11 protein-coding genes are annotated in these 15,193 nt (G+C 71.8%); 2 read left to right on the forward strand and 9 right to left on the reverse strand.

What is annotated here, in order from left to right:
• Positions 1-64 precede the first annotated feature (64 nt).
• The 6 genes from B124_RS16140 to B124_RS16165 form a co-directional block, all read right to left on the reverse strand.
• Complete coding sequence (locus B124_RS16140; RefSeq protein ID WP_496503534.1) at positions 65-1,570, reverse strand: FGGY-family carbohydrate kinase; 1,506 nt, start codon at positions 1,568-1,570, stop codon at positions 65-67.
• A 4-nt stretch (positions 1,571-1,574) separates the two neighbouring features.
• Positions 1,575-2,993, reverse strand: a complete 1,419-nt coding sequence (locus B124_RS16145) for an L-fucose/L-arabinose isomerase family protein (RefSeq protein ID WP_496503535.1) — start codon at positions 2,991-2,993, stop codon at positions 1,575-1,577.
• Between the two features lie 57 nt (positions 2,994-3,050).
• Positions 3,051-3,920 (reverse strand): carbohydrate ABC transporter permease, encoded by an 870-nt coding sequence (locus B124_RS16150; RefSeq protein WP_496503536.1) that lies wholly within the window; start codon positions 3,918-3,920, stop codon positions 3,051-3,053.
• The gene (locus B124_RS16155) at positions 3,910-4,875 is read right to left on the reverse strand and encodes a carbohydrate ABC transporter permease (protein ID WP_496503537.1); all 966 of its coding nucleotides are present in this window, start codon (positions 4,873-4,875) and stop codon (positions 3,910-3,912) included. Before B124_RS16155 ends, B124_RS16150 begins: the two co-directional genes overlap by 11 nt.
• Positions 4,872-6,242: an ABC transporter substrate-binding protein gene (locus B124_RS16160; protein WP_496503538.1), complete on the reverse strand. Its 1,371-nt coding sequence runs from the start codon at positions 6,240-6,242 to the stop codon at positions 4,872-4,874. The genes B124_RS16155 and B124_RS16160 overlap by 4 nt, the downstream gene beginning before the upstream one ends.
• A gap of 83 nt (positions 6,243-6,325) precedes the next feature.
• On the reverse strand, positions 6,326-7,429 hold the full coding sequence (locus B124_RS16165; protein WP_496503539.1) for a glycoside hydrolase family 172 protein: 1,104 nt from the start codon (positions 7,427-7,429) through the stop codon (positions 6,326-6,328).
• A gap of 365 nt (positions 7,430-7,794) precedes the next feature.
• On the opposite strand from B124_RS16165, the gene B124_RS16170 reads away from it, so the two are divergent.
• Positions 7,795-8,808, forward strand: a complete 1,014-nt coding sequence (locus tag B124_RS16170; RefSeq protein ID WP_496503540.1) for a LacI family DNA-binding transcriptional regulator — start codon at positions 7,795-7,797, stop codon at positions 8,806-8,808.
• 215 nt (positions 8,809-9,023) lie between these two features.
• Here the strand turns inward: B124_RS16170 and B124_RS16175 are convergent, their stop codons facing one another.
• Complete coding sequence (locus B124_RS16175; protein WP_496503541.1) at positions 9,024-9,722, reverse strand: copper homeostasis protein CutC; 699 nt, start codon at positions 9,720-9,722, stop codon at positions 9,024-9,026.
• Positions 9,723-9,749: 27 nt separating this feature from the next.
• On the opposite strand from B124_RS16175, the gene B124_RS16180 reads away from it, so the two are divergent.
• Positions 9,750-10,445, forward strand: a complete 696-nt coding sequence (locus B124_RS16180; RefSeq protein WP_496503542.1) for an HD domain-containing protein — start codon at positions 9,750-9,752, stop codon at positions 10,443-10,445.
• Positions 10,446-10,461: 16 nt separating this feature from the next.
• On the opposite strand, the gene B124_RS16185 is transcribed toward B124_RS16180, so the two are convergent.
• Both B124_RS16185 and B124_RS16190 read right to left on the reverse strand, forming a co-directional pair.
• Positions 10,462-13,560, reverse strand: a complete 3,099-nt coding sequence (locus tag B124_RS16185) for an NACHT domain-containing protein (RefSeq protein ID WP_496503543.1) — start codon at positions 13,558-13,560, stop codon at positions 10,462-10,464.
• A 68-nt stretch (positions 13,561-13,628) separates the two neighbouring features.
• Entirely contained in the window at positions 13,629-14,975 is a 1,347-nt protein-coding gene (locus B124_RS16190) for a Cmx/CmrA family chloramphenicol efflux MFS transporter (protein ID WP_496503544.1), read from the reverse strand.
• Between the last annotated feature and the right edge of the window lie 218 nt (positions 14,976-15,193).

Consider the following 15,193-nt stretch of genomic DNA (forward strand, 5'->3'; position numbering starts at 1 on the left):
GGCCGTGTCTTCGATGGCGGGAAAGCAACCGTGATGTCACAGACACGTGATAGTGACCTACGTCTCACTCCGCTCGGGCGTCCGCGTGCTGGCGGGCGGCGAGCGCGTGCGCGACGTCCTTCGTCGCCGGATAGAGGTCCAGGTAGTGGGTGTACAGCTCGGCGTAGACGCCGGCCGCGGCGGGGTCCGGGGTGACCGTCGACTCGACGGGGTTCCAGGCGGCGATGTCCGGCGGGGACGCCGTACCGGCGCCGACCGCGGCCAGGAAGGCGTCACCGTAGGCGGCGCCGATGAGGTGGCGGGGGATCTGCTGCTCCTTTCCGGTCACGTCCGAGACGATCTGCGTCCACAGCTCCCGGGCGCCGCCGCCGACCGCGACGAGGCGGGCCGGTGCGCCGCCGGCCTCGGTCATCGCGGCGAGGTTGTGGCGGACGCCGTACGCGGTGGCCTCCAGCGCGGCGCGGTAGAGGTGGCCGCGGGTGTGGCGCAGGGTGAGGCCGTGGACGAGGCCGCGGGCGTCGGGGTCGAAGAGCGGGGTGCGTTCGCCGGCGAAGTACGGGAGCATCAGCAGCCCTTCGGCGCCCGGCGGGACACCGGCGGCCTCGGCGACGAGGGTCGCGTAGTCGGAGCCGGTGAGGTCGCGCAGCCAGCCGGTGACGGCGCCGGAGGTGGCCATGCCGGCGGCCAGGCAGTACGTGCCGGGGAAGGCGCCGGCCGTGCCCCACAGCTTCGGGCTGGCCACCGGCTGGGCGACGACGTTGACCAGGAACATCGTCGTGCCGTACATCAGCATCAGGTCCCCCGCGGCCGTGGCGCCGACCGCCGTGGACTCCGCCCAGGCGTCGACCGTGCCGGCGACGACGGGGATCCCCGCGGGCAGGCCCGTGGCCCGCGCCGCGGCCGGGGTGACCTCGCCGACGACGTCGGCGGGCCAGACCAGTTCTGGCCACTCCAGGCCCGGCGCGATCTCCTCGCACCGCTCGGCGAGCCAGCGCCGCTCGCGCAGGTCGTACAGCGGCGTGCACTGGCTCGCCGAGTGGTGGTCCAGGACGTACGCGCCGGTGAGCCGGTACGCGAGCAGCGAACTGGCCATGTACCAGCGGCGGGTACGGGCGTAGACCTCCGGCTCGTGCGTGCGCAGCCACTCCAGCTTCGGGCCCACGGCCTGGCTGGTCAGCGGCGAGCCGCACTGCGCGATGACGGCCGCCGCGCCGTAGCGGGCGGTCTGCGCCTCGATCTCGGCGCCGGCGCGGGTGTCGACGCCGTAGAGGATCGCGGGGCGCAGCGGGGTGCCGGCGGCATCGGCGGGCAGCAGGCAGGGGCCGATCCCGCTGACGCCGACGGCGTCGATCCCCTCCCCCGCCACGTCCCGTGCCGCGGCCGTCAGTTCGGCGGTCAGCGCGGTGAAGTCCGCCCACCACACCTCTTCGGCGTCGTGCTCGACCCAGCCGGGCCGGGGGGTGGCGGTGGCGTGTTCCCGTGCGGCCTGGGCGACGAGGGTGCCGTCGCCGCGGACGAGCACGCCCTTGGACGACGAGGTGCCGATGTCGATGCCGAGGAGGAGTCCCATGGTGCTAGGCCGCGTCGCCGAAGCCGTCGTACACGATGCCGAGCTGGTCGCAGACCGCGCGGAGGTCTGCGACGTAGTCGCCGGGGACCGCGTGGATGTGGTTGCTGCCGAAGCGGGTCAGGAACTCCTCCGCGGTGGGGCTCAGCCGCGCGAAGGCGTGCGGCCACTCCCACGTGGAGGCCCGCATCATCCGCTCGTTGGTCTCCCCGTCGTACGTCTCGAACTCGCCGCGCAGCACGTGCATACGGTAATCGCCGCCCAGCCGGGTGAGCCGCGCGAACGTCATCGCGCCGGGCGCGGCGAGGTGCTGCACGGAGGCGCCGCCGGCCGGGAAGTAGAAGACCTCCGGGAGGAAGCTGACGTGCCGCATGTTCTCCGCGGGATCGGCGGAGCGGGCCGCGTACCAGGTGGCGTGCTGGCCGGAGTTGCACAGGTCCCAGACCTGCCGGCCGGTGTGGTAGTGCCGGATGTCGGCGAAGAGCACGGGGTCGCCGGAGAGCAGCTTGAGCACCTGCATCGTCAGCGCCGCGTCCATGTCCGCCTCGGTGGAGGTGACATGGGTGTCCTTGGGGCCCTCCCAGTCGTACGGGTCGTTGAGGAACGCCTCGGCGACGTCCATCGTGCAGAAGTTCGCGGTCAGCTCCGGCTGGCCCTTGATGCCGGAGAAGTCGAGGTGCCACTCCTCGATCAGCTCGCGCATCGCGTAGTACGAGCGGATCTGCCGCTCCAGCAGCTCGGGGGTGAGCCGGTCGCCGTCGTAGTGGACGCCGGCCGCGTGCCGCTCGATCCAGGTGCGGGCGTTCTTCACCCGCGCGGCGTCGGCGTGTTCGCTGCGCCGGACGATCTCCCACTGGTCGATCTCCTCGACGTCCACGCCGAAGACCTTCATCCACTGGTCGGTGTTGGCGGTGGCGGTGTACATGCCCATGGGCCGGCCGCCGATCCGGCCGAAGGTGGAGCCGCGCAGCCGCTGCACGGCGGCGCCCGCGCGGACGTGGGTGAGGATCCGGTCCCGTACCGCCGGGTCGGCCAGGTCGCCCCAGGCGCGGGCGTGGGTGCGGCCGATCTGGTCGAGGCCGCCGGCGCCGGCGAGGAGGCCGACCATGCCGGGGAACCGGGGGTCGAGGTTGGCGACCATCAGGATGGGGCCCGGGGTGGCCTCGGCGGCCAGCATGGTGAAGTGGGGGAAGGTCCACACGGAGTGGTGGAAGACCGTCACGTCCACGTGCCGCTCGGCGAGCCAGCGGGCCTGGGAGGTGGCGAGGACGTTGGACTCCACGTGCTCGGGTGCGGTGATCACCTCGTGCCCGGCGTCGGTGAGCATGGCCGCCAGCTCGCGGGCGGCGCGGGAAACGTGGTCGCGTACGTCCCGCTGGACGTAGTCCCGGCCGTCGGAGATGGACAGCAGACCGATGCGTGCCATGGGGCTGGCCTCCAATTGCGTGCGGTTGTGGCGGTGCTCGTACGTGGGCGGCAGGGGTTACTTGAGGCCGGAGGTCTTGATGGACTCGACCATCTGGCGCTGGAAGAAGAGGAAGAGCATCAGCATCGGGATCACCGCGACCACGGCGGCGGCGAGGATGTAGTTCCAGTTCGCGCCGTACTGGGTGGTGAAGGACGCGATGCCGACCTGGGTGACGGTCAGGTCCTCGCTGCTGGTGGCGACCAGCGGCCAGGCGAAGGCGTTCCAGTTGGCGAGGAAGAAGAACACCGACAGCGCGGCGAGGATGGGCCGGGACAGCGGCAGGATGATGCTCCAGTAGATCCGGAAGTAGCCGGCGCCGTCGGCGATGGCCGCCTCCTCCAGCTCCCGCGGGATGCCGAGGTAGAACTGCCGCAGCAGGAAGATGCCGAAGGCGTTGAAGAGCGGCGGGATGATCAGGGCCGCGTAGCTGTCGAGCATGCCCAGCTCGCGGACGACGATGAACAGCGGGATGAGGATCACCGGCGGGGTGATCAGCAGCGTGGAGAAGATGACGACGAAGATGCCGTCGCGGCCGGGGAAGCGCAGCCGGGCCAGCGCGTAGGCGGCCATCGAGTGGAAGAACAGCGCGAGGACCGTGATGACCGCGGCGGTGAGGAAGCTGTTCCACAGCCAGCGGTCGAAGGCCACTTCGGTGAGGACGTAGCGGAAGTTGCCCCAGGTGATGTCCTCGGGGATGAGCTTGCCGTCGGTGACGGCCTCCCGCGGCTTGAGCGCCGAGGTGATCAGCCACAGCACGGGGAAGACGCTCAGCACCGACAGCACGATGGCCAGCACGGTGAGCCCGGCGCGGGTGCGGCGGCGGCCGGGGCCGCGCAGCGGGGTGGGGCGGGCGGTTCTGCCGCCGGGCAGGGTGTCAGTGCTCATCGTCGAACCTCCCGCCCTTGGTCGCCTTGAAGATCAGCCACGACAGGGCGACCATCACGACCACGAGGAACGAGCCGAGGGCCGCGGCGTAGCCGTACTCGCCGAAGACGAACGCCTGTTGGTAGATGTAGAACATCGCCACGGCGGTGCCGTTGGCGGGACCGCCGTCGGTCAGCACGAAGATGAGGTCGAAGGTGCCGGTGATCGCGGCGACCGTGCTGACGATGAGGACGAAGAAGCTGGTGGGCTTGAGCAGCGGCCAGGTGATCTGGCGGAACGAGGTCCAGGGCCCGGCGCCGTCGATCTTCGCGGCCTCGTACAGCTCCCGGGGGATCTCGTGGAGACCCGCCAGGAAAATGATCATGTAGTAGCCCATGTAATACCAGACGGTGACCGCGATCACCGCGTACAGCGCGACACCGGGGTCGCCGAGCCAGGAGCGCGTGCCCGCGCCCAGCCCGTCGGTGGCCTTGTTCACCACGCCGGTCTGGTCGTCGAGCATGAACTTCCACAGCAGGCCGACGACGACGAGGCTCAGCATGTGGGGCAGGAAGAGCGCGGTGCGGTAGACCGACATGCCGGGCAGCATCTGCTTCATCAGCACGCCGAGGCTGAGGCTGACGACGAACAGCGTCGGCACGAGGATGACGACGTACTTCGCGGTGACCCACATCGAGGACCAGAAGTACGGGTCGTTGACCATCCGCTCGTAGTTGCCGACGCCGATCCAGTCGTACGAGCCGAAGCCCGAGACCTGGAAGAAGCTCAGCACGAACGACAGCAGCATCGGCAGGACCACGAAGATCCCCAGGCCGAGGCCGTCGGGCAGGAGGAACAGCGTCGCGGCCAGCCGCTCACGGCCCTTGCTGCCGAGCCGGCGGCGGCCGGCGGGGGCGGCGGCGCGCTTCGCGGCGGCGCCGGGGGTGCGTTGCTGGTGCGCGGCGATGCTGGTCATATGAGGCTCGCCCCCTGGTAGCTCTTCATGTACGCGTCGATCGTCTGGGCGGCGCGGTCGGCCTCGCTCGCCACGCCCTTGCCGGCGAGCATGGTGGCCTGGATGGCGTCGGAGATCGCCTTGTAGACGATCGGCGGGTAGCGGGGCTCGGCCCGGCCGCCGGGGAAGATGTCCTCCTTGAACTTCTTCATCGCCCAGGAGTCGTAGCCGCCCTGTGCGGCGCCGCGCTCCAGGGCGGAGGTGCGCGGGGAGATGTCGGACTTCACGCCCGTACACCACTCGACGGTGCGGTTGACGGACTCGTCCGACATCCCGCCGAGGGCCCAGCCGCAGAACTCGGCGGCGGCGTCGGGGTTGGCGCCCTGGGTGCTGGCGCAGAACGACCAGCCGCCGAGGGTGGTGGTGTACTCGCCGCCGGGCGGCACGGGCAGCTTGAAGACCCCGTACTCGTGGTCGGGGGCGCCCGCTTTGAACGCCTGGACCTCCCAGATGCCGATCTGCCACATGCCGGCGAGGCCGGAGGTGAAGGCGGTGATGCGGTCGTCGGCGGCGGGGAGCGTACGGGGCGCGATGCCGGCTTCGACGGCGTCCTGCCACAGGGCGAGGGCCTGGCGGGCGCCCCGGGAGTCGAAGACGACGTTGCCGGCCTTGTCGACGACCTCGCCGCCGCCCTGCCACATCCAGCAGTACCAGGTGAAGTTCTGGTAGTAGCCGGGGTCGGTGTGGAAGACGAGGCCGGCGGCTCCCGTCTTGCTGCGGATCTTGTCGCCGGCGTCGAGGAGCTGGTCCCAGGTGACGGGGATGTCGGCCTCGGAGAGGCCGGCCTTCTCCCAGACGGGGACGTTGCAGAACATGGCCAGCGGCTCGACCTCCATGGGCAGGGCGTAGACCCGGCCGTCGACCGTGCGGCTGGTGAGGCTGGTGCCGTAGTCCTCGACGACGCCGTCGTCGAGGTGCGGGGTGAGGTCGGCGAGGATGCCGCCGTTGTAGTAGCGGGTGAAGTCGCCGGGGCTGAGCAGGAAGATGTCGGGTCCGGCGCCGGCGGCGAAGGCGGTGACCATCTTGGAGCCCTGGTAGCTGACGCCGGGGACGAAGAAGGGCTCGATGGTGACGTCGTGGGTGTCGTTCCAGTCCTTGATGAGCTGGTCGAACCACTTGGACTGGGCGGCCATCGCGGGGTCGGACGCCTTGGGGTCGTAGAAGTGCCAGAACTTCAGGGTGCCGCCGTCGGCGCTCGCGGATCTGCCGCAGCCGCTGAGCAGCGGGGCGGCGGCGGTGGCGGCTGCGGCTCCCGCGGCGGTGCCGAGGAAGCGGCGGCGTGCGGGGGCGCCGCGGGCGGGGGCGGCGGCGTTGCCGTGGTGGAGCATGTCGGGCCCCTGTCTGTCGGGTGGGTGCTGTCGCTGTCGGGGGGCCGGTTCGTACCGGCGCTGCGGGGCGCGCGTACGGGAGGTCAGTCGGGGGCGTCGACTTCCAGATCCAGCAGGCCGGGGGTGGCCGGGAGGGACGCGCTCGACGGGGCGTCCAGGTAGAACAGGGAGGTCGAGGCGATGTCGTCGCGGTTCTTGCGGTAGCGGTGCCGGAGTCCGTTGCCCTGGCCGGCGCCGATGCCGAGGCACTGCACGGTCACGCGGAGGTCTTCGCGGAAGCGGACGGGGTCCAGGACGTGCCACCGGTACATCCCGAACCGCTGCTGGCTGGCGTAGCGGCCGTCGGGCCGGAGGATCTGGTTCAGGCCCAGATAGGGTGCGGTGTACGCGGTGTAGCCGTGCGGCTTGACGTCGAAGTTCCAGGCGCCGCCGAAGTAGTCCTCGGTGCCGGTGCCGCAGATGGTGGGCCAGTCCTCGTCGCCGTCGAGGTAGAACTTCAGCTCGCCCTCGCCCCACCAGCCGGGGCTGTTGGTGCCCCAGGCGAGGTACGTGCCGACGTACTGGCCGGCGCCGGTGACGCCGTCGAGGAGGGTATGGACAGAGGACTCGTCGACGGGGTTGCTGCGGCGCCACTGGGCGTGGAAGTAGGCGGCGTCGGCGGGGACGTCGGCGAGTTCGTAGTCGATCTGGTAGTAGAGCGTCATCTGCTCGGGGGCGAGGTTCTCCAGCGTGACGCGGGCGCGGCGGCGGAAGGGCATGGGCCAGTACGCGTTGAAGCCGCCGTTGGGCGCGACGGTGACGGGCACCGAGGAGACCTGGCTGAAGACGCTCCAGCCGTTGCAGAAGAAGTCGCCGAGCGGCACCTCGACGGCGGGGGTTTCCGCCCCGTCCCAGTAGACGCGCAGCAGGGACTGGCGCCAGGCGGCGTGCGGGGCGGTGGTGCACCAGAGGTGGCGCAGGGTGCCCGGTCCGTCGATCTCCGCGAGCACGGCGGTCTCGCCGGCGGCGATGTCGATGCTCGGGGAGATCTTCCACCCCCGGCCGAGCCGGCTGGCGGCCCGCGCGCCGGTGCCCTCGGTGGCGGCGCCGCCGGCGCCCTTGGCCCCGGTGGGGTTCTCCGCGCTGATGGAGCGGGTGACGGCGGGGGTCGTACGGGCGAGGTCATCCAGGCCGAACGTGGTGCTCATGGACGCTCCGTTGTGAAATCGTTTTCGTACGGGGTGCGGGGTGGGACATCCCAAGTGCGCGCGTAGCAACTGAGCGGTCTCCGGCGGCAGATGGCGGCCCCATCGGAAATCCCTTGAAATCCATTTCACGCGAACGTAGAGTTCACGCAAGACGGTGTCAAGAGGTCCGTACGAGACCGTGGAGAACACCGTCCGCGCCGACCCGTCCACGTACCCGACCGGACGCCGGGACCGCGCCGCGGGACGCACGTATCCGATGCCCGGCCGCGGCCCGGCCGGGCCCCGGACTGACGGAGAATGGGCGGCAGGGCACCGGACGCGCGGCCGACTCCCGCGCCTGCGTGAAAGGTTCAGGTAGCGGAGAATTGACGACCATCAACGATGTGGCCCGCGCCGCGGGGGTCTCGCCGGCCACCGTCTCCCGGGTCTTCAACGGGGGCCGGGTCACCCCCGAGCGCGCCGAGCGCGTCCGCAAGACCGCGGCCGAGCTGGGCTTCTCACCGAACCGCGTGGCGCGGTCGCTGCGGATGCAGCGGGCGAGCGTCATCGGGCTGATCATCCCGGACATCGAGAACCCGTTCTTCACGTCGCTCGCGCGCGGCGTGGAGGACGCGGCGCAGCAGACGAACCTGTCGGTGGTGCTGTGCAACACCGACGAGGACGTGGACAAGGAACGGCGCTACCTGGAGATCGCGGCGGCGGAGCAGATGGCCGGCGTGATCGTGGCCGCGGCATCGCGGAACCGGACGGACCTGTCGGTGCTGGAGGGCCGCGGGATGCCGGTGGTCGCGGTGGACCGGCGCCCGCGGGGCGCGTCCGTGGACGCGGTGATGGTCGACAACCAGCACGGCGGCGAGGAGGCCACCGCACACCTGCTGCGCAGCGGCTACCGCCGGATCGCGTGCATCGCGGGCCCGGAGGGCGCGTCCACGTCCGATGACCGGCTGGCGGGCTACCGCGCGGTGCTGCGCGACCACCTGCGGGAGACGGACGGGGGCACGCTGCCGCCGGAGTACGTGCGCCACGCCGACTTCCGGGTCGAGGGCGGCCGGGCGGCGATGGAGGAGCTGCTGGCGCTGCCGTCGCCGCCGGACGCGGTGTTCGTGGCGAACAACCTGATGACGGTGGGCGCGTTGCAGGCGCTCAGGGAGGCCGGCACGGAACCGCCGCGGACGGGGGTGCTGTCGTTCGGCGACGTCCCGTGGGCGTCGCTGGTCCGCCCACCGCTGTCGACGGTGCAGTTGCCGTCGTACGACCTGGGGTGGACGGCGGCGGGGCTGCTGCAGGAGCGGATCGCAGGGACGGAGAAGCCGCTGCAGACGGTGGTGCTGCGCACGGCGCTGCAGGTGCGGGAGTCGACGTCGGGGCCGGGGGCGTAGGGGGACGGGGGGCGGGGCGTAGCGCATCGGCGGCTCGTGCGCGCCACCGGTAGAAACTCGCGGTAACACCCTCGCCAAACCAGGCTAAATCACCCACCGGCGCCGACTTTTGCCGAGCGACACACAACGACACCGCCCACCCCACGGACCCGGCCCACCCCACGGACCCGGGCGCCCCCGGACCCGGACCCGGCCCCGGCCCCGGCCCGCCGCGGTCACGCGTCCAGCAGCGCTCGCCACTCCGCCACCGACTCCGGCGACACCGGCCCCGACCAGCCCTCCGGGCGCACCGCGCCGCCGACGTGGAAGGCGTCCAGGCCCGCCGCGCGCAGGCGCGGGACGTGGGCCGTGGTGAGGCCGCCGCCGGCCATGACCCGGGGCTCGTAGCCGGGTTGGCCCGCCGTCGCGCGGGCGGCCTCGGCGACCAGCACCGCCAGGCCGTCGGCGACACCGTTCGCGGAGCCCGCGGTCAGGTACGTGTCAAGACCCGGCAGGCCCGCGAGCTGCTTGCGCAGCGTGTCGCGGTCCGCCGCCCGGTCGATCGCCCGGTGGAACGTCCACCGGCACCCGTCCCCCACCGCCTCCAGCAGCCGCCCGACCGCCGCCAGATCCGGCCCGCCCGCCTCGTCCAGGAAGCCGAGGACGAACTCCTCCGCCCCCTCCGCGCGCAGCGCCCGCGCCCGCGCCGCCAGCGCCTCCACGTCCCCGGCCGCGAACCCGTCCTCGGCGCGCAGCATGACGCGTACGGGGATCGCGACCGCGGCCCGTACGGCGGCGACGGTCTCGCGCGACGGGGTGAGCCCGTCGGCGGCCATGTCCGTGACCAACTCCAGCCGGTCGGCGCCGCCCGCCTCCGCGGCGGCGGCGTCGGCGGCGTCCAGGGCGATGACCTCAAGCAGCATTGGTCTAGACATGAAGCACAGCCTGCCATATCGCGCAGAATGGTGACCATGCCCGCCCCCGCAGAAAACCAGCCCCCCGGCCCGGACACCGCGCCGCCCGCCCCCGGCCTCCTCGACCGCTGGACGGCCCTCCTCACCCGCTGCCAGTCCGGCGCGGCGCCGCCCGACCCCGTACCGTACGGGAAGAACCTGCTGGAGCGGTGGGGTGAGCCGCAGCGGCGCTACCACACCGCGACGCACCTGGCCGCCGTCCTCGACCGCATCGACGAGCTGGCCGACCACGCCGACGACCCCGACGCCGTACGCCTCGCGGCCTGGTTCCACGACGCCGTCTACCGGCCGGAGCGCAGCGAGAACGAGGAGCGCAGTGCGCGACTCGCGCAGGTCGCCCTCGCGGAGGCGGGGGTGGGCGACGAGCGGGTCGCGGAGGTCGCGCGGCTCGTCCGGCTCACGGCGAGCCACGACCCACGCGCCGGGGACCGCAACGGCGAGGTGCTGTGCGACGCGGACCTCGCGGTGCTGGCGGGCCCCCCGGCGGCGTACGCGGCGTATGCGGCGGCGGTGCGGGAGGAGTACGGCTTCGTGCCGGACGAGGCGTTCCGGGAGGGGCGGGCGGCGGTGCTGCGGCAACTGCTGGGGCTGTCACGGCTGTTCCGTACGGAGACGGGGTACGGGCGGTGGGAGGCGGCGGCGCGGCACAACGTGGGGACGGAGCTGGAGCTGCTGGGGGTGTAGGGGTTCGGGCGGGACGTCAGTAGACGTGGACACTCACCCCCGGGATGTCCATGACGGTGACGGGCGTACCGTCGGGAGTGTGGCATTGATCGAACGTCGCCACTTCGAGGTCGCTGAAGCGCGTGAAGGTCTGGCGGTCGGGCGACACCACGCAGTCACACATAAACAGCTCCGTGAGCGAGGGCGGAACGCTCTTCAGTCCCCGGAGCCATGTATCACCGTCGAGGGAATAGAGGTCCAACTGTTCAAGACCCGTCATTCCCTCAAGCTCATCGAAACCCCGGAGCGTGCCCCGGCCGTGACCGAACAGGGATAGGTATTCCAAGCCGGCAAGGGTGGTCAGCGGAGCGAGGTCCCTCTCCCCCACCTCGGAGAAGCTGACCCCCGTGAGGTCGGGGTAGTGCCGCAGCGTATGCAGGTCCAGACCCTCGGAGAGAGGGAGCGCGATCCATTGCAGCCGTGGCAGGTCCAAGAGAGCCGACACCCCGCGGACCGACCTGGTGCCGAACAGCACGAGGTCCTCCAGGTCGGGATGGGCCTGGAGGACGGACAGATCGGCTTCTTCGCGCAGCATGCTCACCCGGAGTACCCGCAGGGGTGGAAGGTCGGCCACGAACTCAAGTCTGCGCAACGGGTGACGCACATATATGTCCGTCAGCCCACGCAGCCGACTCGCCGCGTGCAGCTGACCGGAATGCCGGATACTCACCAAGCGATCCGTCAACGGCAATCGGCAGAGGACTCGGTCGGCGTAGGCGTCCGCGTCGAAGTAGTCCCATGCGCGGAAGAATTCGTCGATGACGTCCACACGCTGGTCCCCCACGAAACCCTCCAGCATGGCCAGGGCCTTTTCGCCACCGATCAGCGCCACCGTCCGTACCGTCTGGGCCGCCGCCTTTTCCGTCAGCTCCCCCAGCGACGTCGGCAGCCAGCGCAGCAGCGTCGGTCCCACCGCCGCCAGCGCGGGCGGGTCCGTCTTCCGCCTTGCCGGGAGCAGCTTGTGCACGGCCTCGTCCAACCGGCCCCCCAGCCCGACCGACACCGACGGCAGCGTCTCCTGGCAGGCCGCTGCCAGCAGCCGCAGCGTGCGCGCGTGGCGGGGTTCCTCCTCGGCGCGGTTCAGGATGCCGTCGAGCAGTTCCTCCCGCTGGCGCGCGTTCGCGTGGCCGGCGGTCATGGTGATCGTCTCTCGCCACAGGTCCAGATGCGCCCGCTCGACCAGGTTGCCGATGCGGTCCTCCTCCGCCGCCTCCTCGGCGGCCAGGTACTCCTGGAAAGTGCGGTGCACGAAATCGATGCGCCCCACGGCGGGCGTACGGAGGATGCCCGAGCGTTGCCGTAGCTGGCCCAACACCCGTTCGCCGTCCAGGACATCCAGGTGGCGCATCCCTCGCAGCTTCGCGGCCACGTAATCGGCGGCCCTGTCCACGTCGATCTCGCTCCGGTTGTTGTCCGACAACCGCCATGCGAGATCCCTGAGTATGACGAGCTTGTCGCGCAGAACGAGCTTGCTGTCCGCCGCGCTCGGTACATTCCTGTCCGCGTCCCGGTTGTGGACCAGGGTGTGCAGGGCGTTGCGGTACAGCTCCATCCGGTCGCGCGGCAGTTGGCGGCCCCTGTTCAGGTGCATCGCGCAGAGCATCGCCGCCAGCAGCGGAGTGCTCGCCAGCGACTGGAGGTGCGCGCGGTCCTTGAGGCTGCTGAGGAGGGACTGCTCGTACTGCGGGATGTCGTCCACCGCGCAGGGCAGTTCACCGCCCAGTTCCCGTACGGCCTGGTGCCACTGCCGTACGAAGGCCGCCAGGTCGGGCGGTGTCATCCGGTCCAGGTGGAGCGCGGTGAAGTCCTCGCGCCGGAGCCAGTCCGCGCCCGCCGCGGCAGGGCGGGACGTGACGACGACCCGTGCGTCCTCGTACTGGCCGAGGAGCCTGCGCAGCCAGTCGCGGACCGCCTGGCGCTCGCGGTGCAGCAGTTCGTCGACGCCGTCGATGAGGAGCAGCGCCTTGCCCGCGTCGAGCTGGCGTTCCACCCACCCCTTCGGCATGACTCCGGTGATCGGCCCCGCCACCCCGTCGAGCATCGCCTCCGGGTTCGGGGGCTTGCGTCCGCTGTAGTCGCGGAGCTTGACGAAGACGGGCGTGAGGCCGTTCCACGCGGCCAGGTCGCCCGTGAAGCCCCCGCGGGCGGCCGTGATCGCCAGCCAGCGCAGGAGCGTCGTCTTGCCGGAGCCCGCCTCGCCGCGCAGCAGCGCGCGGTTGGCACCGCTCAGCGCGGCCTCGACCCGCATGCCGGAGGAGGTGTGCCCGCCTTCCTCCCAGTTGCTCATGTCGGGCCTGAGCCGCGGTACGGCCCTCCGCGTGGCGCGGCGGATATCGGCGTCGTCCCTGGTCGTACGCAGGCTGACGTACGCGACCGACAGCCGTACGCGCTGCGGAGTCGCCCGGTCGGACGTGGCGCGGAACAGTTCCACCTCGTCAAGGTCCCGGCTGACCAGCTCCAGGTATGTCCGCCGGAAGTCCGTGTCCAGGTCCGAGCCGTCCGGCGCGAACAGCGAGCGGTCCGGGAGGCGTGCCAGGATCCGCGCCACCTCCGCGCCCAGCGTGGACGTACGGGCCAGCAGTTCGGCGGCGGCGCGCTCCTCGAAGACCGGCAGGCTGCGCACGATCCGTACGTAGTACGCGACGCACTCGGCGAACAGCGTCTCGTACAGCCGCGTCTCCGTCTCGCCCAGCCCGGCCGGCGGGGGCACCGAGGCGGTGATGCGGCGGACCAGCTCGGCGGGCTGGGCGTCGGCGGCGAGGAGGGCGTCGTCGGAGAGGTCCGCGCGGGCGAAGGTGTCGGCCACGGCGTCGATGACCGCCTGCCGGCCGCCGGGGTCCAGGCGGTCGAAGGCGTGGGTCAGGTAGGGATCGAGGCGGTCGTACACCGCGTTGGTGATCTGCTCGAACTGCTGGTGGACCTCGCGCTGGAGGCGCACGCCCGGGACCCGTACCCGTACCAGCTCCTCCATGGGCAGCAGGCGTTCCTGGTCCCGCTGCCTGCCGCGCAGCCACAGCCGCGCCGCGGCGTTCGCGACGATCGTCCCGAGCCGTAATGCCGCCGTCTCCGCGAGCATGTGCACCCCTCCCTGCCCCTGCACAGCAGGGAACCACACGGGAGTGACAGTCCGTGCCTGTCCCGCCCTTATCCCGTCGCTTTCACCGCTCCCCCGGCCCGCTCCGCCGCGGGCTCGCCGCGCGCCACCAGCCGCGTACGCCGCGCCGCCGACCGCCCGGCGACCACCGCCAGCGTGAGCGCGCCCGTCGCCAGCACGGCGCCGGTCCACGCGGTGGCCGCGTAGCCGAGGCCGGCGCTGATGACGAGGCCGCCGAGCCAGGGGCCAACGGTGTTGCCGATGTTGAACGAGGACGTGGCGGTCGCGCCGGCGAGGCCCTGCGCGTCGCCCGCGATGTCGAAGATCCGGGCGTTGAGAGCGGGCCCGTTGGTGAAGGCCGTGGCGCCGAGGAGTACGGACAGGGGCACGATCGCCACCGGGTACGAGGCCAGCAGCGCGCACGCCACCAGCACGGCGGCGGTCGAGGACAGCCCGACGTACAAGGTGCCGAACCGGTACCGGTCCGCCATCCGCCCGCCGACGACGGTGCCGACGAACGCCCCGACGCCGAAGAGCGCGAGCACGGTCGGCACCCAGCCGTCACCGAGGCCGGCGACGTCGGTGAGGAGGGGGGCGAGGTAGGAGAAGAAGGAGAACGTCGCGCCCGCGAAGAGCGCGATCGTCGCCATGGCGAGCCACACCTGGCGGTCGCGGTAGATACGCAACTCCTCGCGGAGCCGCGGCTGGGCACCCTCGGCGGGCCCGCCGCCGGGTACGAGCGCCACCACCCCGACGAGGGCGACGGCGGTCATCAGCGTCACGGCCCAGAACGCGGACCGCCAGCCGAAGTACTGCCCGAGCACCGCCCCGCCGGGCACCCCGGCGGCGTTCGCGACGCTGAGCCCGCCGAGCATGATGGCCATCGCCCGCGCGCGTGCCCCGACCGGGACGGTGGCAACGACGACGGCGGCACCGACGGCCCAGAACCCGGCGCAGGCGAGGGCGCTGACGACGCGGGTGGCGAAGAGGACCCCGTAGGAGGTGGAGACGGCCCCCACGATGTGCCCGGCCCCGAAGACGACGAGCAGGCCGACGAGGGTGGTCCGGCGGGGAAGCCGGAGGGTGGCGGCGGCGAGGGTCGGCGCGCCGACGACCATGCCGACGGCGAACGCGGAGATGAGGAGCCCGGCGCGGGGGATGGAGACGTCGAGGTCGTCGGCTATCTCGGGGAGGAGACCGGAGAGCATGAACTCCGAGGTGCCAAGCGCAAAGACAGCGACGCCGAGGACGTGCACAGAGGCGGGGAGGCGGGCTCCGGCCTGGGGAGGGGGCGGGGGCATGACTGAGGAAACGCGGATGCGGGCGGGGAACATTCCTGGCGAGTGCAGCCTACGGCGTGCTGCGGCGCAGCCGACGGTAGGCCGAATGCCGGCCATAGCCCGAAATGCCCGAGTCGGAACTAGTGTTGAAACTAGACCAAGAGAGTGGGTAAGACTGCAGGTCGTAAAGAGTGCTCCCCGCACACGCGGGGATGGACCCACGAGGTCGGTCCCGGTGAGATTGATGATCAAGTGCTCCCCGCACACGCGGGGATAGACCCCGGTCCATCCGGCGGCCCCCGCCCTGGCCCGGTGCTCCCCGCACACCGCGGGGG

Source organism: Streptomyces sp. CNP082 (assembly GCF_059570535.1).

Bases quoted from the DNA above. Each gene is read 5' to 3' on its own strand.
- B124_RS16140 (WP_496503534.1), bottom strand. From the start codon at position 1,570: ATGGGACTCCTCCTCGGCATCGACATCGGCACCTCGTCGTCCAAGGGC.
- B124_RS16165 (WP_496503539.1), bottom strand. From the start codon at position 7,429: ATGAGCACCACGTTCGGCCTGGATGACCTCGCCCGTACGACCCCCGCC.
- B124_RS16175 (WP_496503541.1), bottom strand. From the start codon at position 9,722: ATGTCTAGACCAATGCTGCTTGAGGTCATCGCCCTGGACGCCGCCGAC.
- B124_RS16160 (WP_496503538.1), bottom strand. From the start codon at position 6,242: ATGCTCCACCACGGCAACGCCGCCGCCCCCGCCCGCGGCGCCCCCGCA.
- B124_RS16150 (WP_496503536.1), bottom strand. From the start codon at position 3,920: ATGAGCACTGACACCCTGCCCGGCGGCAGAACCGCCCGCCCCACCCCG.
- B124_RS16185 (WP_496503543.1), bottom strand. From the start codon at position 13,560: ATGCTCGCGGAGACGGCGGCATTACGGCTCGGGACGATCGTCGCGAAC.
- B124_RS16155 (WP_496503537.1), bottom strand. From the start codon at position 4,875: ATGACCAGCATCGCCGCGCACCAGCAACGCACCCCCGGCGCCGCCGCG.
- B124_RS16145 (WP_496503535.1), bottom strand. From the start codon at position 2,993: ATGGCACGCATCGGTCTGCTGTCCATCTCCGACGGCCGGGACTACGTC.
- B124_RS16190 (WP_496503544.1), bottom strand. From the start codon at position 14,975: ATGGCCGGCATTCGGCCTACCGTCGGCTGCGCCGCAGCACGCCGTAGG.
- B124_RS16180 (WP_496503542.1), top strand. From the start codon at position 9,750: ATGGTGACCATGCCCGCCCCCGCAGAAAACCAGCCCCCCGGCCCGGAC.